This is a genomic window from Micromonospora sagamiensis (assembly GCF_014680085.1).
GTDB classification, from domain to species: domain Bacteria; phylum Actinomycetota; class Actinomycetes; order Mycobacteriales; family Micromonosporaceae; genus Micromonospora; species Micromonospora inyonensis.
The window spans coordinates 4970861-4991081 of record NZ_AP023438.1 but is presented as its reverse complement, the minus strand read 5'-3'; the positions used below and the strand labels follow the sequence as shown (position 1 = coordinate 4991081).

The window sequence follows — 20221 nt, the reverse complement described above, 5'->3', positions numbered from 1 at the left end:
GTGGGTTCGTGGGGGTGGCCGGGTACCGCGTCGCCCCGTCACACCTGCTCACCGGCGGGCAGGTTGCTCCCGACCGGCGTCAGTGGATCGACGGTGCTCCGCTGGGCGGTCCCCACCGGACGGTCCGCGACGCGGCCCCCGTCCGGTGGGCGTTCCGCAGCGCGCTCCCCGCCCGCGTGCCGGTCCCCGACGTCGCAGGCCCGGGTCAGGGCCGCACGGGTCAGCAGGACGTGGACGCCGTACCAGCCGACCATCGCGAGGGAGAACACCAGCAGGGACGCCGACCAGCTGATCCAGTCGGCCAGGGCCGGCAGGAAGACCAGCCCCGTCGTCAGCAGCCGCCCGACGTCCCAGAGCAACTGCTGCCGGTTGCCACCGGTGCCGGCGAGCGTCTGGCTGAGCGGGACGACGGCGAACTGCCCGACCAGGAACGGCAGCAGGAGCAGCAGCACCGCCGCCGCACCGGCCCACTCCGCACCGAACACGAGCGGCGCGGCGAGGTGCGTCCCGACCGCGAGCAGTGTCAGCAGCACGGCACCGGCGACCGAGAGCCCGACCAGCGCCCGGTCGTAGCTGGTGCGCGCGCGGCGGGGCGAGGACCGCAACTGGTGGGCGATCTCGCCGAACAGGATGGGCATCAGGGCCTGGCCGAGGAGTGCGGACGGCAGCGCGCCGACCCGCAGGGCCAGGGCCAGGTCCGCCGCGGCGACGCTGCTCACGGCGGCGGCGAAGAACAGCGGCACGTTGAGCGTCAGCCCGTTGATCAGGCTCGCCGGGGCGGAGGCGGTCATGAAGGGCCGGTGCCGCCGCAGCACCTCCCGGACACCGACGTCGGCAGCCGGCCGGAGCGGGCGGAACAGCAGCAGCGCACCGGTCGCGTAGCCCAGTGCCATCGCGGCCAGCAACGCGGCCGCCGAGCGGTCACCGGGCAGCGCGAAGGCCACCATCGCGGCGGTCTGCACCAGGGTGGTGACCAGCTTCGCCACCGCGACCAGCCGGTAGCGGCGGTCCCGGACCCGGGCGTAGACCATCGTGCCGGACAGGCCCAGGGCGGTGGTCAGCGCGCCGAGCGCGACCGCCTCGACGAGCGCGGAACGGTCGAGGTCCCCGGCGACCGCCGCCCAGGCCACCGCGAGGAGCCCCACGACGACGCCGACGACGCCGTTCAGCCGGGCGGCGATCCGCAGGAGCACCGCGGCGTCCCGGTCGGCGGCGGTGGTGGCGGCCACGTCGAGCCGCAGCGCGCCGGCCGCACCGGCCACCGCCGCCACCGCCGCCACCGTGGCGTACCGACCGAAGGCGGCGGGGGTGTAGAGACGGGTGACCAGCAGGATGCTGCCGAGGTTCACCGCCTGCGCCGCCATCATGATCGCGGCCGTGTGCACGCGGCTCCGGCTCGGCACGGACAGCGCCACGGTGGGCCGCCTCATCGTGTGCCGACACCCGGGGGCGACACCACCACTGCCCGGCGTGCCCGCTCCGGCCGGGGCGTACGCCCCGGGCCGGCGGCCAGCAGGGCGGCGGCGAACACCCACACCAGGTAGTTGCCGTTGAGGTCCGCGCTGAACAGCGAGTTGACGAAGGCGAAGGTCAGCAGGGTGGCGACGGCGACCACGGTGGGATCCGCCCGGCGCGTCCACAGCACCCGCGCGACGGCCACGGCCAGCAGCACCAGTCCGGCCAGCGCGACGAGACCGCCCTCCACCGCCACCTCCAGGGGCAGGTTGTGCGGGTAGATGGCGTCCTCCAGGCCGGGCAGGACGATCAGCGAGCCGTCCGGCACCACCGAACCGAAGCCACCCCAGCCCAGTCCGAGGGGACGCTCCAGGAAGACCTCGGCGGCCAGCCGGGAGAGCATCACCCGGACCTCGGCGGAGGCGTCCAGCGGCCCGCCCCAGAGCACCGCGAAACGCGATGTCAACGTCTCCGGCAGGGCCGTCGCGACGGTCGGGGCGATGAGGCCGCCCAGCCCGACCAGCGGGGGCAGCAGCCGCCAGCGACCCTTGCCGCTGACGGTGACGGCGAGGACCAGGCTGGAGAGGGCCACCGCGACGAGCGGCCCCCGGGAACCCGTCATCAGCAGCGGGACCTCGAGCGCCACGGCACCGCACAGCGCCGCCAGTCGCCACCTGGGCAGCAGGACGACCAGACAGAGCAGGCCCACCACGCCGTACCCGATGAGCCGGGCCGTGGTGATCGAGACGGTGCCGGCCAGGACGACCGTGTCGACGGCCTGGGAGGCCGGATCGGGGCGGACCATCACCAGGAGCGCGACGAGCACGCCGATCCCCGCGCTGGCCCAGAGCAGCGCCACCCGTCGGGCCGGTCGGTCGACCACGAGGAGGGTGGCGACGACGAACGCCGGGGTCGTGGTCAGCATCTGCAACGCCTTGCCGGACTGGTACCCGCCGAGGGACGTCAGCGCGAAGCCGGGCAGGAACGACAGGAACAGCACCAGGAACGGCAGCGCTCCCGCAGGTGCCCGGAAGCCCCGCGCGGCCCAGGTCACCACGATCAGCAGCGCGACGGCGCCGAGGTCGGCGTAGAGGAGCAGGTGCCGCAGCGGGCCGACCTCGCCGGACAGCGGCGCGACCAGGTCGGTCAGCACCCCTGAGGCGTCCAGCGCGGCGGCCGCGGGAAAGGCGACGAGCGGGAGCACCGTCGCGACATCGCGCACCCGGACCCGGACGTCGGTCGTCGCACCGGCGTCCAGTCGCGCCTTCGACGGTCGGCCGCCGGCTTCGGTCACGAACGGCCGGGGGCCGCCCTGCCCGACGCTCATCCGGCTCCTCGTGTCCGGCACGCACTCCCCCACGTCGACCGGAGACATCAACGGGGTACGCCGGGTGACGTTCCGGGCGGGCCGCCGGATGTTCCGCGCACGTGCTCGGCGCGGTCCCATCCGGCGGCCGGCAGGCAGGCCATCAGCACGATCGCGTAGGCGAAGCCGTTCGACAGGATGCTGGTGAAGACGCTCATGTTGGCCAGCGCGACAGCGGGCACCAGGAGGATCGCGCCACTCACCTTCAGCGGCAGGTGCCGGGCCGCGCCGTCGATCGCCCAGAGCAGCAGGACGAGAACGGCGGCCTCGATGAGCACGCCCCCGTACCCCAGGTTGCTGTACCCGTCGCCGAACAGACTGGCGTTCGCCGAGGTCTGGGGCTGCTCGAACATCACCGCGCCGACCAGGTGGTCCGGTACCTGGTCGTACGGATAGTCGACGAACGGCCGGAGGAAACTGTGCCCCCACCGTGCCTTGGGCAGATCCGCGAAGACCATGACGTGCGCGGCGGTGACCACACCCGGCGCGATGAACAACCGGTTGACGAAGACCTGGGTGTAGAGGAACGAGCCCAGCAGCGCGTCGGCCACCAGCGCGGCCGCGATGATTCCGACGACACCGGCCACGATCGTCCACGCCCGTGGGCTTCCCCGCCCACGGAAGAGCAGGGCGAGAGCGACGATCGCGGGAATCGAGAGCAGGGTCAGCTTGAACCCGGTGGCGGCGAAGATCGGGATCTGGCCGACACCGCCCAGCAGCGCCATCGTCCACCGTCGCGCGTAGATGCCCCGGGCGATGAGCAGGGGGTTGAGCACGTTGCCCTGGAGTCGCACCAGGTACCCCAGCACGGGACCGCTGGCGGCGACCTGGTCGCGGTACGCCGACCGGATCTCCCACACGTCACCGAGGCCCACCAGACGGAAGCTCAGCCCGGCGGTCAACGTCATGTAGGCGTAGGTGATGAGGGAGAGGACCACCACGATCGCCCAGACGTCGAAGAACTGGATGCCCCTGACCCGCAGCGTCCCGGACGGACCGAACCGGGCACCCCCCACCACCAGCAGGAAGACGGCCGCCACCACCGCCGCGAGTTCCAGCGACTCGGAGGCCGGGAGGATGTCGGCGTACTGCGGAACCACGATGCTGGGGACCACCGCCATCACGAACAGGACCCAGAGCACGAAGTCCGACGGTCGGCGGATCCGCTGCGGCATCAGGACGGCCACCACCGCGACCATGCCCAGCGCCAGGGCGTAGTTCCACGTGTCGGGCGTGCGGTACACCAGGTTCAGGTACTCGAACAACGGGACGATCTCGTGCTGGTACGCGTGGTGCAGCAGGGTGACGTAGCCAGCCAGCGGAATCAGGAGCAGCCACCGGCGCTCGGGGTGCGGGCGGTCCGGTGACGGCTCGTCGACCCGACCGGCCTGCGGTCCCGGCCACGGGTGCGTCAGCCGGGACGGTGCACCGGGCCTGTCGAGCGTGCGCATGTCCTGATCAACTCCTTGCCGACGCACCGGGGAACGGCGGACTGCCGGCCGCCGGGACGGTACGACCCGTGCCCTCCGGTCAACGATTCGACCGCCTCTCGGTAACGATTTGATCACTCTGTGCGACCAGACCGCGTCGGCGGCGCCCGACCCGGCCGACCCGGCGAGCCCCCGGCGAGACCCGGTCACGGGGTCGCAGCCGACCGTGACATCGCAACCGATCGACTCATTGACATGCGTAAAGACGATGCGGAAGGCTCGCCGCTACAGGTCCCCGCCCTTTCGAAGGGAGCCCGATGAGGCGCACACGGCTGGCGGTCGTCGGCGTGTTCACCCTGGTCGGCGCACTGGCGCTGACCGCTCCGGCGAGCGCGCGGCCACCGTCCGACCCGGGCGGTCGCGACGACAGCCTCGAGGTCTACGTCGGCACGGTCGCCCCGGAGCAGCTCGACAAGCTGCGCGCCGCCGGTGTCGACCTCGGCCACGACCACCGGGCCACGAGCCCCACCGGCGACACCACGGTCGAGACGGTGCTCAGCCGACGTCAGGCCGACCGGCTGGCCGGCCAGGGAGTCCGGCTCCGCGTCAAGCAGGTCGACGGCAAGGACGCCTCCCGGGTCCTGCGCGACCAGGCCGCCGACGGCTGGACGGCCTTCCGCCCGTACTCCGGACCGGGCGGCATCTCCGACGAGATCACCGCCACCGCGGCCCGGTACCCGAAGCTGACCAGTGTGGAGACCATCGGCCGCACCCACCAGGGCAAGCCGATCCGTGCGGTCAAGGTCACCAAGAATGCCCGTACGCTGCCGGACGGACAGCGGCCGGCGGTGCTCTACGCCAGCACCCAGCACGCCCGGGAGTGGATCACCCCGGAGATGACCCGGCGCCTGATGCACCACGTCCTGGACAACTACGGCCGGGACCGGGAAATCACCCGGCTGGTGGACACCACCGAGCTGTGGTTCCTGCCGGTGGTCAACCCCGACGGGTACGACCACACCTTCACCCCCGGCAACCGGCTGTGGCGCAAGAACCTGCGCGACAACGACGGCGACGGGCGGATCACCGCCGTCGACGGCGTCGACCTGAACCGGAACTTCGCCTACAAGTGGGGGTACGACAACGAGGGCTCCTCACCGGACCCGGCCAGTGACACCTACCGTGGCCCCGGCCCCAACTCCGAGCCGGAGACCCAGGCGCTGGACCGGCTCTTCCGCCGGGTCGGCTTCGAGTTCTTCGTCAACTACCACTCGGCCGCCGAACTGCTGCTCTACGGCGTCGGCTGGCAGGTCGCCACGCCCAGCCCGGACGACCTGATCTACCAGGCGATGGTCGGCGACGACGACCACCCGGCGGTGCCCGGCTACGACCCGGACCTCTCCGCCGAGCTGTACACCACCAACGGCGACACCGACAGTCACGCCACCGTCCGGTACGGCGCACTCGGCTTCACCCCGGAGATGTCCACCTGCCGTACGGTCGCCGCTTCCGACCCGGACGACCAGTGGCGTCCCGAGGACTGCGTCAGCGGCTTCGTCTTCCCGGACGACGAGAAGCTGATCGCCGCCGAGGTGGCGAAGAACCTGCCGTTCGCGCTCGCGGTGGCGCAGTCCACCCACGACCCGGACGACCCGGTCTCCGTGGTCGGCCGGAGCACCCCGGACTTCGTGGTCGACGCGTTCGACACCTCGTACGGTCGCACCCAGCAGGTCGCCGCGATCACCCGGCGGGCGCTGGCCAACGTGCGGATGCACTACACGGTCAACGGCGGCCGGACGAGCACCGTCGGCGTGCGCGAGTGGCGCGGCGGCGAACGGTACGGCGACACCCACGACGACTACTACGCCGAGATGCGGGGCACGGTCACCGGCGCGAAGCCCGGCGACCGGGTCGAGGTCTGGTTCACCGGCACCGGGCGCGGGCAGGGCGTGGTGGCCAGCGAGCACTTCACCTACCGGGTGCACACCGACATCGGCGGCGAGGTGCTGGTCCTGGCGGCCGAGGACGTCACCGGGCTCAGCCCGGTGCAGGAGGGCACCGGCGCGAAGTACGCCGACGAGGTGACCGCCGCGCTGACCGCCGCCGGGCGCAGCAGCGACGTGTACGACATCGACGCGATGGGGCGGAAGGCCCCGCACCACCTGGGCGTCCTCGCCCACTACCGGGCGGTGGTCTGGGAGACCGGCGACGACGTGATCCCCCGCTCCCCCGGCCAGGTGCCGGGCACGGCGGCCCGCGCGGCGGCGGAGACCGAGCTGGCCGTCCGGGACTACCTCAACGAGGGCGGCAAGCTCCTGGTCAGCGGGAAGTACGCGCTGTACGCGCAGGCCTCCGACGGCGGGTACGTGTACCAGCCGACCGCCCCGGCCGAGTGCACCGACCCGGACGACCCCACCTGCCTGCCGCTGTCCAACGACTTCCAGCAGTACTGGCTGGGCGCGTACAACCACGTCAGCGACGGCGGCAGCGCGGACGGCGTCCCGTACCCGCTGCGGGGCTCCGAGGGGGCGTTCGCCGGCTGGCAGGGCACCCTCAACGCCCCCGGCTCCGCCGGCAACCAGGACCACACGGCGTCCCTGCTCAGCACGTCGAGCTTCCTGCCGCCGGACCAGTTCCCGCAGTTCCGCAGCACCGCGGCGCTGGACTGGGTACGCCCCGGCGGTGCGCCGTTCGACCCGCGCACCGGCGGGTGGTACGTGTACAGCGGGCGGGCCGACGAGGCGTACAAGCGGCTCACCCGGACCGTCGACCTGACCTCGGCCACCAGCGGTGAGCTGCGCTTCTTCACCTCGTACGACATCGAGCCGAACTGGGACTTCATGATCGTCGAGGCGCACGAGGTGGGCACGGACGACTGGACCACCCTGCCGGACCGCAACGGCCACACCGGCACCGACACCGGGGACAGCTGCGAGAGCGGCCTGGCCACCGAGCTGCACCCGTTCCTGCTGCACTACCAGAGCGCGGACTGCTCGCCGACCGGCAGCACCGGCCAGTGGCACGCCGCGACCGGTGCGTCAAACGGTTGGCAGGAGTTCTCGGTGGACCTGTCGGCGTACGCCGGCAAGCGGGTCGAGGTGTCCATCTCGTACGTCTCGGACTGGGGCACCCAGGGGCTCGGCGTCTTCCTGGACGACGCCCGGGTGGTCGTCGACGGCGTCACCGTCGCGGAGACCTCGTTCGAGACGGCCGACCTGGGTGGCTGGACGGTGGCCGGGCCGCCGCCCGGCTCGCTGCCCGGCTCGAACGACTGGTCGCGCAGCGAGCGGGCCTTCGAGGAGGGCGCGGCGGTGGTCACCGCCGACACCGTCTACCTCGGGTTCGGGCTGGAGGGACTGGCCCCGGCGGCCCGGGACGACCTGGTCGCCCGGTCACTGACCCACCTGCTCGGCCGCCCTCGCCGCTGACCGACGGCCCCACGCGGAACGGCCCTCCACCCCGGCCGGCTCGGGCCGGCGGGAGTGGAGGGCCGGGTGGGTCAGCGCCGGACGCCGGCCCACTCGTGGTGCCGGCGGACCGTGGAGAGGATGAAGTCGACCACCCGGCGGGAGGTGTCCGGCACCCGGTAGTCGGCCGGGCAGGGCACCCCGTCGGCGGCGACCTGGTCGACCGTCACCCGGACCGCCTCGACCACACCGGCCGGGTCGAGCCCGGTCATGATGATCCCCCCGGCGTCCAGGGCCTCGGGGCGTTCGATCGACTCCCGCAGGGTCACCGCCGGGAACCCCAGGATCGCCGCCTCCTCGCTGATCGTCCCGCTGTCCGACAGGGTGCAACTGGCCCCGAGCTGGAGGCGTACGTAGTCGAAGAGGCCGAACGGCTCGTGGAACGTGATCCCGTCCAGGGTGCTGTCGTCCGGGGCGAGCGCCTCCAGCCGCTTGCGGGTCCGGGGGTGGGTGGAGACCAGCACCGGCAGGCCCCACTCGTCCCGGACCGCCCGCAGGCAGTCCAGCAGCCGGCCGAGCCGGGCGGGCGCGTCGACGTTCTCCTCCCGGTGCGCGCTGACCAGGAAGTACCCGCGCGGGGCCAGGCCGAGCTGGTCGAGGATGGTCGAGCCGTCGATGTCCGGCCGGTGGTGCTCCAGCACCTCCCGCATCGGCGAGCCGGTGAGCAGGATCCGCCGGGGGTGCAGCCCCTCGGCGAGCAGGTTCCGCCGGGCGTGCTCGGTGTAGACCAGGTTGAAGTCGGCGACGTGGTCGACGAGGCGGCGGTTGGTCTCCTCCGGCACGTTCAGGTCGAAACAGCGGTTGCCCGCCTCCATGTGGTAGACCGGCACCCGCATCCGGCGGGCCATCAGCGCGGCGATGCAGCTGTTCGTGTCGCCGAGCACCAGCAGCGCGTCCGGGCACAACTCGGCGACCGCCTGTTCCATGCCGACCAGCACGCCGCCGAGGGTGCGCCCCAGCGACGACGTGTCCACGTCGAGGAAGCGGTCCGGTTGGCGCAGTCGCAGCTCGCTGAAGAACACCTCGGAGAGCGAGTGGTCCCAGTTCTGCCCGGTGTGCACCAGGACGTGGTCCACGGTCCGGTCCAGCCGGTCCATCACCCGGGACAGCCGGATGATCTCCGGCCGGGTGCCGACCACCGTCATCACCCTGGTCACGGTCGTGCTCCCCTCGTCGACGCCACGGAGGGGCCAACGAGGGGACGGCGGTGCGGTGACGATCCCACCAGCACGCGGGACCGCACGCCCCGGAGCGGGCGTCAGCCCTGCCCGAGCACCGTCGAGACCAGTTCCCGCGCCTCCTCCTGGATCCGGGCCAGGTGCTCCGGGCCCTGGAACGACTCGGCGTAGATCTTGTAGACGTCCTCGGTGCCGGAGGGACGGGCGGCGAACCAACCCGAGGCGGTGGTCACCTTCAGGCCGCCGATCGACGCCCCGTTGCCCGGGGCGGTGGTGAGCGTCGCGGTGATCGGCTCACCGGCCAGCTCGGTCGCACCGACCTGCTCCGGGGAGAGCTTCCCGAGCACCGCCTTCTGCTCCCGGTCGGCCGGGGCGTCGATCCGGGCGTAGGCGGGTGCGCCGAACCGCTCGGTCAGGTCGGCGTAGTGCTGGCTCGGCGTCCGGCCCGTGGTGGCGATGATCTCGGCGGCGAGCAGGCAGAGTAGGATGCCGTCCTTGTCGGTGGTCCAGGTGCTGCCGTCCCGGCGCAGGAACGACGCCCCCGCGCTCTCCTCACCGCCGAAGCCGACCGTGCCGTCGAGCAGCCCCGGCACGAACCACTTGAAGCCGACCGGCACCTCCAGCAGCGGCCGTCCGAGGTCGGCCGCGACCCGGTCGATCATCGAGGAGGAGACCAGGGTCTTGCCGACCGCCGCGCCCGCACCCCATCCGGTACGGGTACGGAAGAGGTGCCCGATCGCCACCGCGAGGTAGTGGTTCGGGTTGAGCAGGCCGCCATCCGGGGTGACGATGCCGTGCCGGTCGGCGTCCGCGTCGTTGCCGGTGGAGACCTGGTAGTCGGCGCGGGCGGCGATCAGCGAGGCCATCGCGTTCGGCGAGGAGCAGTCCATCCGGATCTTGCCGTCGCCGTCCAGGGTCATGAACCGCCAGGTCGGGTCGACGGTCGGGTTCACCACGGTCAGGTCGAGCTTGTGCCGTTCGGCGATCTCGCCCCAGTACGCCACACTCGCCCCGCCCAGCGGGTCCGCGCCGATGCGCACCCCGGCGTCGCGGATCGCGGCGATGTCCAGCGCGGCGGGCAGGTCGTCGACGTAGCCGGCGAGGAAGTCGTACTCCCCGGTGGTGTCGGCGGCGCGGGCCCGCGCGTACGGGATCCGCCGCACCTCGGTGAGCCCGGCGGCGAGGATCGCGTTCGCCCGGTCCTGGATCCACCGGGTGACGTCGGTGTCGGCCGGGCCACCGTTGGTGGGGTTGTACTTGAAGCCACCGTCGTCCGGCGGGTTGTGCGACGGGGTGATGACGATGCCGTCGGCGAGCCCGCTGGTGCGGCCCCGGTTGTGGGTGAGCACGGCGTGCGACAGCGCCGGGGTCGGCGTGTAGCCGTCCCGGCTGTCGACCAGCACCGTCACGTCGTTGGCGGCGAGCACCTCCAGGGCGGTCACCGCCGCCGGGGCGGAGAGCGCGTGGGTGTCCCGGGCGAGGAGGAGCGGACCGTCGACGCCGAACGCCCGCCGGTAGTCGCAGAGTGCCTGGGTGACGGCGAGGATGTGGTGCTCGTTGAAGGCGTTGCGCAGGCTCGACCCACGGTGTCCGGACGTGCCGAAGGAGACCTGCTGCGCCGGGTCGGCCGGATCCGGGTGCTCGGCGTAGTAGGCGGTGACCAGCCGGGGCACGTCGACCAGGTCGGCGGGCTCGGCGGGCTGTCCGGCACGGGCGTGGACCACTTCTGCAACCTCCTCCTGACGGGGCGGACCGCCGGTTCCGGGACGGGCCCGGCGGATGGGACGGCGGCCTCAGACCTCGACGCGTTGACCCTTGCCGATCACGACGACGCCGTTGTCCGAGACGGTGTAGCGCTGCCGGTCCTTCTCCAGGTCGACACCGATCTCGGCGCCCTCGGGGACGTACACGTTCTTGTCCAGGATGGCCCGGCGGACCACCGCGTGCCGGCCGATCTCGACTCCCTCCATCAGCACCGCGCCGTCCACGTGCGCCCAGGAGTGGACCTTGACCTTCGGCGAGACGATCGAGTTCTCCACCAGCGACCCGGAGATCACCGCGCCCGGCGAGACCATCGAGGCGACCGCCCGGCCGACCCGCTCGCCCCACTGGTGCACGAACTTCGCCGGCGGGTAGGTCAGTTGCCCGGTGTAGATGGGCCACTCGAAGTTGTAGAGGTTGAAGATCGGGTGGACGTTTATCAGATCCATGTGCGCGTCGTAGAACGAGTCGAGGGTTCCCACGTCGCGCCAGTAGCCACGGTCCCGGTCGGTGCTGCCGGGCACCTCGTTGTCGCGGAAGTCGTAGACGTTCGCCTCACCCCGCTCGACCAGCATCGGGATGATGCTGCCGCCCATGTCGTGCTTGCTGGTCTTGTCTTCCGCGTCGGTCTCCAGCGCCTCGATCAGCGCTTTCCTGGAGAAGACGTAGTTGCCCATCGAGGCGTAGATCTGGTCGGGGGCGTCCGGCAGCCCGACCGCGTCGGTGGGCTTCTCCCGGAACGCCCGGATCCGCCGGCCGTCCTCGCCCACCTCGATCACACCGAACTGGTCGGCCATCGACAGCGGCTGTCGGATCCCGGCGACGGTGACGGCGGCCCCGGAGGCGATGTGCTCGTCCACCATCTGCCGGGGGTCCATCCGGTAGATGTGGTCCGCGCCGAAGACGATCACGTAGTCCGGCTGTTCGTCGTAGATCAGGTTGAAGCTCTGGTAGATCGCGTCGGCCGAGCCGGCGAACCACCACGGGCCGCGCCGCTGCTGGGCCGGGACCGGGGTGACGTAGTTGCCGAGCAGGGTCGACATCCGCCAGGTCTTGGTGATGTGCCGGTCCAGTGAGTGGGACTTGTACTGGGTCAGCACGACGATCTTCAGGAACCCGGCGTTCGCCAGGTTGGACAGGACGAAGTCCACCATCCGGTACATCCCACCGAACGGCACGGCGGGCTTGGCCCGGTCGGCGGTGAGCGGCATCAGGCGCTTGCCCTCCCCACCGGCCAGGACGATCGCGAGCACCTTCTCAGCCATGCACCGACGCTAACCACCCGCGTGCGACTTCACCACTCGTACGGGCACACTTCACGGTTGGTTCCACGCCGGGTGGCGCGGGCCGGTGTGCACTAGATTGCGGACATGACCGACTCCGCGCCGCTCCGCGTCGACCTGCTCACCCGGGAGTACCCGCCGGAGGTGTACGGCGGAGCCGGGGTGCACGTCGAGTACCTGGCCCGTGAGCTGCGCCGACTCGCCCACGTACGGGTGCACTGCTTCGGCGCGCCGCGCACCGGGGAGGGCGTCACCGCGTACGCCGAGCCGGCCGAACTGGCCGGGGCGAACGCGGCGCTGCGCACCATGGGCGTCGACCTGGCGATGGCCGCCGGATGCGCCGGCACCGACGTGGTGCACAGCCACACCTGGTACGCCAACCTCGCCGGGCACACCGCGAAGCTGCTGCACGGGGTGCCGCACGTGGTCACCGTGCACAGCCTGGAGCCGCTGCGCCCGTGGAAGGCCGAACAGCTCGGCGGCGGGTACGCGCTCTCCTCGTGGTGCGAGCGGACCGCGATCGAGGCAGCCGACGCGGTGATCGCGGTGAGCGCCGGCATGATGCGCGACGTGCTGGCCGCGTACCCGGCGGTCGACCCGGCGAAGGTCCGGGTGGTGCACAACGGCATCGACACCGCGCAGTACGCCCCGGACCACGGCACCGACGTGCTGACCCGGCTCGGCGTCGACCCGTCCCGCCCGAGCGTCGTCTACGTCGGGCGGATCACCCGGCAGAAGGGCCTGCCGTACCTGCTCCGGGCCGCCCGGTCCCTGCCGGCGGACGCGCAGCTCGTGCTGCTGGCCGGCGCGCCGGACACGCCGGAGATCGCCGCCGAGGTGGAGGATCTCGTCGACGAGCTGCGGGCGAAGCGCTCCGGGGTGGTCTGGGTGGCCGAGATGCTGCCCAAGCACGAGGTGATCCAGGTGCTCACCCACGCCACCGTCTTCGTCTGCCCGTCGGTCTACGAGCCGATGGGCATCGTCAACCTGGAGGCGATGGCCTGCGAGACGGCGGTGGTGGCGACCGCCACCGGCGGCATCCCCGAGGTGGTCGCCGACGGCGAGACCGGGCTGCTCGTGCCGATCGAGCAGGCGACCGACGGCAGCGGCACCCCGCTGGACCCGGACCGGTTCGTCGCCGACCTGGCCGGGGCGGTCAACGCGCTGCTCGCCGACCCGGAGCGGGTGGAGAAGTTCGGTCGCGCCGGTCGCCGCCGGGCCGTCGAGCACTTCTCCTGGGACGCCATCGCCGAACGCACCGTGGAGGTCTACCGCTCGGTGGGCGCGACCGCCTGACCTGCCGGGCGTCGCCGCGCCGGGAGGTCAGGTGACGTGGAGGGCGGCGGCGAGGCGGGCCAGGTCGGTCGGGGCGTCAGCGGGCCGTGCCACGACGGCAACCAGGTCCCGTACCGCCGGGCGGTCGTGCACCTCGCTGCGGGCGGTGCGTTCCGCGTCCAGCAGCGCCCGGCCCGCCCGCCGCATGTCACCGGCCAGCACGTACGCGCGGGCCGCGTCGAGCAGGTACGCGGCCCGGTGCTCGGTCGGCAGCCACCGCCAGCCGCCGCCGGCAGTCAGCCGCTCGTGCCGTGCCGTCGCCACCGTGACGTCCCCGAGGGCCGTCTCGGCGACCACCCGCGCCGCCTCGACCGCCGCCGGGCCGAACCCGCCGTCGCCGGCCACGACGTCCCTCGCCAACTCCGCCGCCTGGTCGAGCAACTGCCGCGCGTCACGGGCCAGTCCCCGGCCGGCGGCGGCGAGGGCGGCCTGGAGCAGCAGCGTCCCGAGCAGGGACGGATCGGCGGCGACACCGGACCGCGCCGACCTCAGCCGGTGTACGGCGACCACGGCGGCCTCCGTCGCGGCACGTCGCCGGTCGACGTGCCGGAGGGCCTGCGCCAGTGACACCGTGGCCACGGCGGCGACCTGCGGGTCACCCGTGGCCTGGGCGAGCGCCATCGCCCGGTCGGCAGCCAGCCAGGCCAGCTCCCCGTGGTCGACCTTGACCAGCGCCAGGGCGGCGAGCGCGTACCCGGCGACCAGCAGCCCGGCGGTCGCCCGGTCGGGGCGGACGGCACGCGCGGCGCGAGCGGCGTCGAGCAGACCGGGCAGCAGGGCGAGCAGTTGCGGGTAGCGGGCGTGCCGGTAGGTCTGCTCCGCGTGCGCCAGCCGGGCCCGCACCTCCGCGACGTCGACCGGCCCGGACGGGGCCTCGACGTGGTACCGCGACAGGGCGTTGCGTACCCCCTCCACACCTGCGGCAGCGGGATCCGGTCTGCCGGGCTGGTCGGTCAGCAGCACTCCCAGATCGATCCGGAGCGCGTCGGCGACCTCCCGCAGGCTGGACACCCGTTCCAGCCGGCGCACCCCGCGCTCGACCTTGTCCACCCAGCTCTTCGACCTGCCGAGGCGGTCGGCGAACTGCTGCTGGGTCATGTTCCGCCGTACCCGCCACTGGGCGACCCGGCGGCCCACCGGTAGCTCGTTCACCATCGGCCCCTCCCGCTCACCGGAGGATCCCGACCACGAGCAGCACCAGGACGAGCAGCGCGACCGTCAGGCCGTAGGCGTACTGCCGGCGGGTGAGCGGCGCGCGGTCCGGGCGGGCCGGGGTCGGCACCCGGTCTCCGTCGGGGTGCGGTGGCCGGGCACCCGGCACCGGGCTTGCCGACGGCAGCGGCCCATCGTGGGGACGCTCACGCATCCGTGCCTCCTCGGGGTTGGGGACGGGGGGAGGGCGGGGTGGCACGGGGAGGAACCACCCCGCCCGGATCCGAGGCACTCCGCTGCTGACGAGAGGACCTCCGCCACGAGCAACTTAGGACCCTAAGTCACCAGAGTCAACACAGGGTTCACACCGTGTCGCGCTTGGTGAGAGTCTGGACAGGCTGACGAGAGGTGGTCCACATGCCCCGCAAGCCTGTGTACGAGCAGGTCTTCGACGACATCACCGCGTCGATCCGCAGCGGCACGCTCAAGCCCGGCGACAAGTTGCCGACCATCGCCGAACTCGCCCGGCAGTACAGTTCCTCCGACAACCCGATCAAGCGGGCTCTCTGGATCCTCGACGAGCGCGGCTGGATCGAGGTGCACCAGGGCAAGGGCTCATTTGTCGCAGCCGAGCCGCCCGCCTAGAGCAGGCTTGATCCTTGACGACGCACGACCGATAGTTCTAGAGAAGCCGAACCACCATCCACCACTCCAGGAATCGATCTTGAGAGCCAAAGTGAATGAAAACGCAGTAGTTGATCTCTAGAAACGCAGGTCAAGAAGTCTGCTCCCCGCGCACGCGGGGGTGATCCTTGTCACGTCGTGTTTTTGGGACAAGGAAAGGCCTGCTCCCCGCGCACGCGGGGGTGATCCCACGCCCGCCGCACTGGACTTCCGTTCCGGGCTCTGCTCCCCGCGCACGCGGGGGTGATCCCGACGTACACGCCGGCCATGCTCCGTTCGACGTCTGCTCCCCGCGCACGCGGGGGTGATCCCGGTCGGTGCCCCTGGCCCCGGTCCCACGTAAGCTGCTCCCCGCGCACGCGGGGGTGATCCTCCCTCGCCCAGCATCAGGTGACCCAGACCCACCTGCTCCCCGCGCACGCGGGGGTGATCCCTCGCGGCACTTCTCCCGCACCGCAGGCCAGCCCTGCTCCCCGCGCACGCGGGGGTGATCCCTACCAGCGCGGGACGGCGTGGATCGTGAGCAGCTGCTCCCCGCGCACGCGGGGGTGATCCCGGGTCGTCGGTGTCCACCTCCACCGGGCCGTCCTGCTCCCCGCGCACGCGGGGGTGATCCGTTGCTCCGGGCGGCGTCCGACTTGACCACAATCTGCTCCCCGCGCACGCGGGGGTGATCCGTCCGCCGGGCTGACCCGGCAGACCCTCAACGACTGCTCCCCGCGCACGCGGGGGTGATCCCGAGCGACGACGACGTAGGGGAGATCAAGAGATCTGCTCCCCGCGCACGCGGGGGTGATCCTCCATGACGGCGCGTGTCGAGTTCGACAACATTCTGCTCCCCGCGCACGCGGGGGTGATCCGAACTCCGCGCCAAGGCGGCCCGCGTCGCTGCCCTGCTCCCCGCGCACGCGGGGGTGATCCGATCAGGTACGAGGAAGAGGTGAAGGACGGGCCCTGCTCCCCGCGCACGCGGGGGTGATCCCTGCAACGGGCCCTGGACGCGATCAACGCTCGCCTGCTCCCCGCGCACGCGGGGGTGATCCGGGCACCGCCGCGGCGATCGAGGAGTACGGCTACTGCTCCCCGCGCACGCGGGGGTGATCCCCCGGAATTCATCGCCGGGGACTTCGTCGTGGCCTGCTCCCCGCGCACGCGGGGGTGATCCCGTGTCGCGTCGTGCCTCGCTTGCCGCTCCGGCCTGCTCCCCGCGCACGCGGGGGTGATCCCGACCATTGCCGTTGCGATGAAGGAGTACGCGGCTGCTCCCCGCGCACGCGGGGGTGATCCGTAGCGCATCGGCAGACCGGTCACCCCGGCGACCTGCTCCCCGCGCACGCGGGGGTGATCCAGCAGCACGACCAGAGGAGTACGGCATGAAGTCTGCTCCCCGCGCACGCGGGGGTGATCCCTGGCGACGCTGGCGGACCTCGCCGCTCACCTCCTGCTCCCCGCGCACGCGGGGGTGATCCACCTCACCGATGCAGGCATTCAGCTAGTGGTGGCTGCTCCCCGCGCACGCGGGGGTGATCCCCGGCGGCACATCCAGGCACGGCTGAGCCAGTTCTGCTCCCCGCGCACGCGGGGGTGATCCCCCGGCGACCGCCGTCCCGCACGCGCAGACCGCCTGCTCCCCGCGCACGCGGGGATGATCCGGCCAAGATCACCCGCGAAACGTGGGACCAGGGCTGCTCCCCGCGCACGCGGGGGTAATCCCCGGCCACGAGGACTTCATGCTGTCGTTCGCCTGCTGCTCCCCGCGCGCGGGGGCGATCTCGCCGGCCCGGTTGCTCTGGCCTACCGCAGGGTCTGCTTCCTGCGCACGCGGGGGTGTTCCGGGATGGCCTGCTGCGCGAGCAGCTTGAGGACGCGTCGCCGGACAGGTGTAGACCGATGCCCTGACGTTGAAGACCGCGCCGCCTCTCGGCGCCGCGACCGATGTCGACGATGCCCGCCGGGCCGGAGTCCTGACCCGCGCCGCAGCTGGTGACCTCGCCCTCGGCCACGCTGCCACGCCACCCTCGCCCACCAGGTACAACCTGATAAATGTCGATCTCAAGACCGTCGATGCCGCAAAATGACCCTGCACCTGGCGGTCTCTGAGGCACCCGGCCTCAGGTCGTCGGGGGTTCGGGGAGGACAACATGCGGTTTGGCAGGCGACTGGTGGTTTCGGTCGCGATGGTTCTCGGTTTTCTGGTCCTGTCTGGGCAGCCGGCCCAGGCCGCCTACTACAACACGTACAGCGACATTGCCAGCACACCCGACACAGGATGCTGCACCGGGGTGCAGGGCTTCGCCGCCGGAGCCACCTACCTCTACTCGATCAAGACGCGCACCAACTACGACGACGTCTCCGTCATCTACCGTGTCCACAAGGACACCGGCGCGCGAGTGCTGATGACGAACGGCACGAACAACACGTCGACCAACCCCTGGCTCGGGCACGCGAACGACATGACGATCGTCGACATCGACGGGCAGCACCACATGTTCGTCGTCACCATGAAGTCGAGCGGCGCGCAGCTCGTCAGGCTCCGCTACGACGGCACCACCTACTACCACGCCGGGTCGTACCAGGTGCGGCTCAACGGGGCCGTGGCGACGCCGTCCGGGATCCACCGGGTCTCGGTCAGCAGCAGCGCGATCACGTTCATGTTCAAGAGTGGCAGGACGATCTACAACGCCAGTCTCCCGCTGCGCGCCAGCTCCGGGACCATCGATCTGACGCAGGCGTTCACCTTGCAGGTCGAAGGTGCTCTCGTCAACGGCGCCACCGTGCCGGACCTGGGGACCTTCGTCAACCAGGGGTTCTTCTACGACGCCCCCAAGAAGGTTCTCTACTACCCGCTGACCAAGGACAACCGCAGCATCGTGCTCGTCTACCGGAACGTGTCGCCGGCGACGACCGGGACCGCGCCTGCGGCCACCGACCTCTCCTTCCGCATCACGTCCTCGGCGTACTCCAAGTTCGAGATCGAAGGTGTGGGGATCAGCGACGGCAAGCTGTACTTCAACACGAACCGGTCGAACTCGAGCGGCGCCTACGACGGGGTCCACGTGTTCAACGGCTACGTCGCGGCCTGACCCACTCGACCGCGTGGACTCGTTGTGGCTCAGCGGTCGAGCCACAACGAGTCCCACGCCCGCCTGCCGGATTCGTACTCACCATGCGCCCCGGACGACAGCGCGAGACACCTACGCGGGCACCTGGTCCTTGACCTCGTCGTAGCCGACCGTGGCGGGGGCGGCGGTGGGCGCGTAGATCACCCGGATCGCACCGGTCGGGAACACCTCCGTCAACGTCACCTTGAGGTGGTACGGCTTGTCGCCGTCGTCGAAGAGCCGGCGGCCCTTCCGCGCCGCCACCGGGTGCACCAGCAGACGCAGCTCGTCGACCAGCCCGGCGGCGAGCAGTTGCTGCACCACGGAGATCGACCCGGGGATGAGGATGCCCTTGATGTCGGGATCGGCCTTGAGCGCGGTGACGACGTCGAGGAGGTCACCCTGGATCACCTCGGAGTTGCGCCAGGAGAACTCCAACTGCTGACGGGTGACGACGATCTTGCGTACGTCCCCGAGCTGCTTGGCGAACCCCGCGTCGTCGCCACCCGCGGCCTCGCGGTCGGGCCAGGCTCCGGCGAAGCTGTCGTAGGTATCGCGGCCGATGAGCAGCACGTCGGCGGTGTCGTAGTCCTCGCCGACGGCGCGGCCCATGTTGTCGTCGAAGTACGGGAAGTGCCAGTCAGGATCGATTTCGGCCACACCATCGGCCGAGATGAAGAGCGTGGAGACGACCTTTGCCATTGTCGTGATCCTTTCGGGTCAGCAGGTGCCGTGAGGCAGACCGCCGCATTCTGCTACACCCCACCGACAATCCCTGGCACGTTGAGCCCCACCGCGAGGGTGTTCTTGTCCTCGCAGTGGGGAATTCGCGGACGGATATCTGCTGTCGAACACGTCGTCGAGCACGAGCCTTGCCCGTCCTGGACCTGGCGTCGTGGTGCCGGCACGGATAAGCCCGAGGAACAGTCCGCCGAATCTGGCCCGGCTCGCGCCGGCCGCGCCGCCGATTCTTGGACAGTTTCCGTCCTCATCGAGCGGTAACTGTCCAAGATTCGGCTCGCGTGCTGGATACAGGCCACTTCGGCCGGGTGCCCCGCTGGTCGACCAGCCTGCCGTCGGCCCGGCAGCAGACCCGACAGCTCGTTGCCGAAGCAGGCAGCGAGCCGAGGACGGACCGCCAGATCCAGGTGTCCTTGCTGGCGAGCAGATCGAGGGTGACCGTGACGTCAGCGACGAGGTCGTCGGTGAGTGGCGGGAAAGCCCGACTGCCAGGGCTCGTTCGTGGAGTCGCTGTGCGGCGAATCGGGCCAGGGTGAACCGCCGACCAGCGCCGGGTCTGTCTCGTCGGCCCTACCCGGCTTCGTCGGATCCTCGGCCTGCTTCGTCGACCCGAGCCCGTCGGCACCGAGCGGGCGGAGCCCTTCCGCACCGAGCGGGCGGAGCCCTTCCGCGCCAAGCGGGCGGAGCCCCTCCGCGCCAAGCGGGCGATCCCGTTCCGGTACCGGCGGAATGACCGTGTCGGGGACGACGACCGCCGGCTCAGCAGCGTCCGGCTGTGGCCAGCGCCGCCACCGCTGGACACTGGCGACCCCGACCAGGAGCAGCGAGCCCAGCAGCACCGACGTCCCGGTCCGTACGGGGACGAGCAGGTCGATCTGGTAGCCCGCCACGCTCAGCTTGTGACCGAGCAGGTCCAGCAGCCGCGCCGGGCTGAACAACAGACCTACGTAGCTGGCCGAGTACGCCAGTCCGGTCAGCACCGAGCCGAGCGGAGAGATCCGTACGGTGGCGACGAGTCCGAGGAGAAGGCCGGCCGCCGCCAGCACCAGCAACGGCTTCAGCAGAGCGTCCGGGTCGAGGGCGCCACCACTTTCCTGCGCCTCCCCGAACACCCGCAGGGACCGGCCCTGTCCGGCGGCGAGCAGAAACCAGGCCAGCGGACCCACGCCGAGCGCGGCGATCACGGTCTTGATGTGTCGCATCCGGGCAAGGTACCGATCTTTCATCGTTGATCGGCAACGCGATAAGCAAAACTTAACCCGCCGTCA

14 protein-coding genes and 1 CRISPR repeat array are annotated in these 20221 nt (G+C 71.5%); of the genes, 4 read left to right on the top strand and 10 right to left on the bottom strand.

The features are described 5' to 3' along the window. Positions 1-38: 38 nt before the first annotated feature. From IGA62_RS22015 to IGA62_RS22005, 3 genes are read right to left on the bottom strand one after another with little or no spacing between them, the layout of a single operon-like run. Positions 39-1430 carry an oligosaccharide flippase family protein gene (locus tag IGA62_RS22015; RefSeq protein ID WP_145819044.1) on the bottom strand — a complete coding sequence of 464 codons (1392 nt, stop codon included), beginning with the start codon at positions 1428-1430 and terminating at the stop codon, positions 39-41. Further along, positions 1427-2782 carry an O-antigen ligase family protein gene (locus IGA62_RS22010; RefSeq protein WP_186499957.1) on the bottom strand — a complete coding sequence of 452 codons (1356 nt, stop codon included), beginning with the start codon at positions 2780-2782 and terminating at the stop codon, positions 1427-1429. The genes IGA62_RS22015 and IGA62_RS22010 overlap by 4 nt, the downstream gene beginning before the upstream one ends. Positions 2783-2829: 47 nt before the next feature. Then, a complete protein-coding gene (locus IGA62_RS22005; protein ID WP_145819046.1) occupies positions 2830-4272 on the bottom strand; it encodes an oligosaccharide repeat unit polymerase in 1443 nt (480 codons plus the stop codon). A 296-nt stretch (positions 4273-4568) separates the two neighbouring features. On the opposite strand from IGA62_RS22005, the gene IGA62_RS22000 reads away from it, so the two are divergent. Beyond that, positions 4569-7679: a M14 family metallopeptidase gene (locus IGA62_RS22000; RefSeq protein ID WP_145819047.1), complete on the top strand. Its 3111-nt coding sequence runs from the start codon at positions 4569-4571 to the stop codon at positions 7677-7679. A gap of 71 nt (positions 7680-7750) precedes the next feature. On the opposite strand, the gene wecB is transcribed toward IGA62_RS22000, so the two are convergent. From wecB to glgC, 3 genes are all read right to left on the bottom strand, one after another. Then, complete coding sequence (wecB, locus tag IGA62_RS21995) at positions 7751-8875, bottom strand: non-hydrolyzing UDP-N-acetylglucosamine 2-epimerase (RefSeq protein ID WP_145819048.1); 1125 nt, start codon at positions 8873-8875, stop codon at positions 7751-7753. A 101-nt stretch (positions 8876-8976) separates the two neighbouring features. Next, positions 8977-10620 carry a phosphoglucomutase (alpha-D-glucose-1,6-bisphosphate-dependent) gene (gene pgm, locus IGA62_RS21990; protein WP_145819049.1) on the bottom strand — a complete coding sequence of 548 codons (1644 nt, stop codon included), beginning with the start codon at positions 10618-10620 and terminating at the stop codon, positions 8977-8979. Positions 10621-10689: 69 nt separating this feature from the next. Beyond that, on the bottom strand, positions 10690-11922 hold the full coding sequence (gene glgC, locus IGA62_RS21985; RefSeq protein ID WP_145819050.1) for a glucose-1-phosphate adenylyltransferase: 1233 nt from the start codon (positions 11920-11922) through the stop codon (positions 10690-10692). A gap of 105 nt (positions 11923-12027) precedes the next feature. Between glgC and glgA the strand changes: the two genes are divergently transcribed. Beyond that, positions 12028-13236 carry a glycogen synthase gene (gene glgA, locus IGA62_RS21980; RefSeq protein WP_145819051.1) on the top strand — a complete coding sequence of 403 codons (1209 nt, stop codon included), beginning with the start codon at positions 12028-12030 and terminating at the stop codon, positions 13234-13236. Positions 13237-13263: 27 nt separating this feature from the next. On the opposite strand, the gene IGA62_RS21975 is transcribed toward glgA, so the two are convergent. Then, complete coding sequence (locus IGA62_RS21975) at positions 13264-14430, bottom strand: helix-turn-helix domain-containing protein (RefSeq protein ID WP_145819052.1); 1167 nt, start codon at positions 14428-14430, stop codon at positions 13264-13266. Between the two features lie 13 nt (positions 14431-14443). Then, positions 14444-14641 carry a hypothetical protein gene (locus IGA62_RS21970; protein WP_145819053.1) on the bottom strand — a complete coding sequence of 66 codons (198 nt, stop codon included), beginning with the start codon at positions 14639-14641 and terminating at the stop codon, positions 14444-14446. Between the two features lie 203 nt (positions 14642-14844). Here IGA62_RS21970 and IGA62_RS21965 point away from each other — a divergent pair, with 203 nt between their 5' ends. Together IGA62_RS21965 and IGA62_RS21960 are read left to right on the top strand one after the other, a co-directional pair. Beyond that, positions 14845-15072 (top strand): winged helix-turn-helix domain-containing protein, encoded by a 228-nt coding sequence (locus IGA62_RS21965; protein WP_145819054.1) that lies wholly within the window; start codon positions 14845-14847, stop codon positions 15070-15072. A 139-nt stretch (positions 15073-15211) separates the two neighbouring features. Beyond that, positions 15212-16824: a CRISPR direct-repeat array (repeat unit 28 nt; unit sequence CTGCTCCCCGCGCACGCGGGGGTGATCC). Between the two features lie 464 nt (positions 16825-17288). After that, positions 17289-18194: a hypothetical protein gene (locus IGA62_RS21960; protein ID WP_145819055.1), complete on the top strand. Its 906-nt coding sequence runs from the start codon at positions 17289-17291 to the stop codon at positions 18192-18194. 111 nt (positions 18195-18305) lie between these two features. Here the strand turns inward: IGA62_RS21960 and IGA62_RS21955 are convergent, their stop codons facing one another. Next, positions 18306-18914: a dihydrofolate reductase family protein gene (locus tag IGA62_RS21955; protein WP_145819056.1), complete on the bottom strand. Its 609-nt coding sequence runs from the start codon at positions 18912-18914 to the stop codon at positions 18306-18308. A 485-nt stretch (positions 18915-19399) separates the two neighbouring features. Continuing rightward, complete coding sequence (locus IGA62_RS21950; protein WP_186499959.1) at positions 19400-20155, bottom strand: hypothetical protein; 756 nt, start codon at positions 20153-20155, stop codon at positions 19400-19402. Positions 20156-20221: the final 66 nt, after the last annotated feature.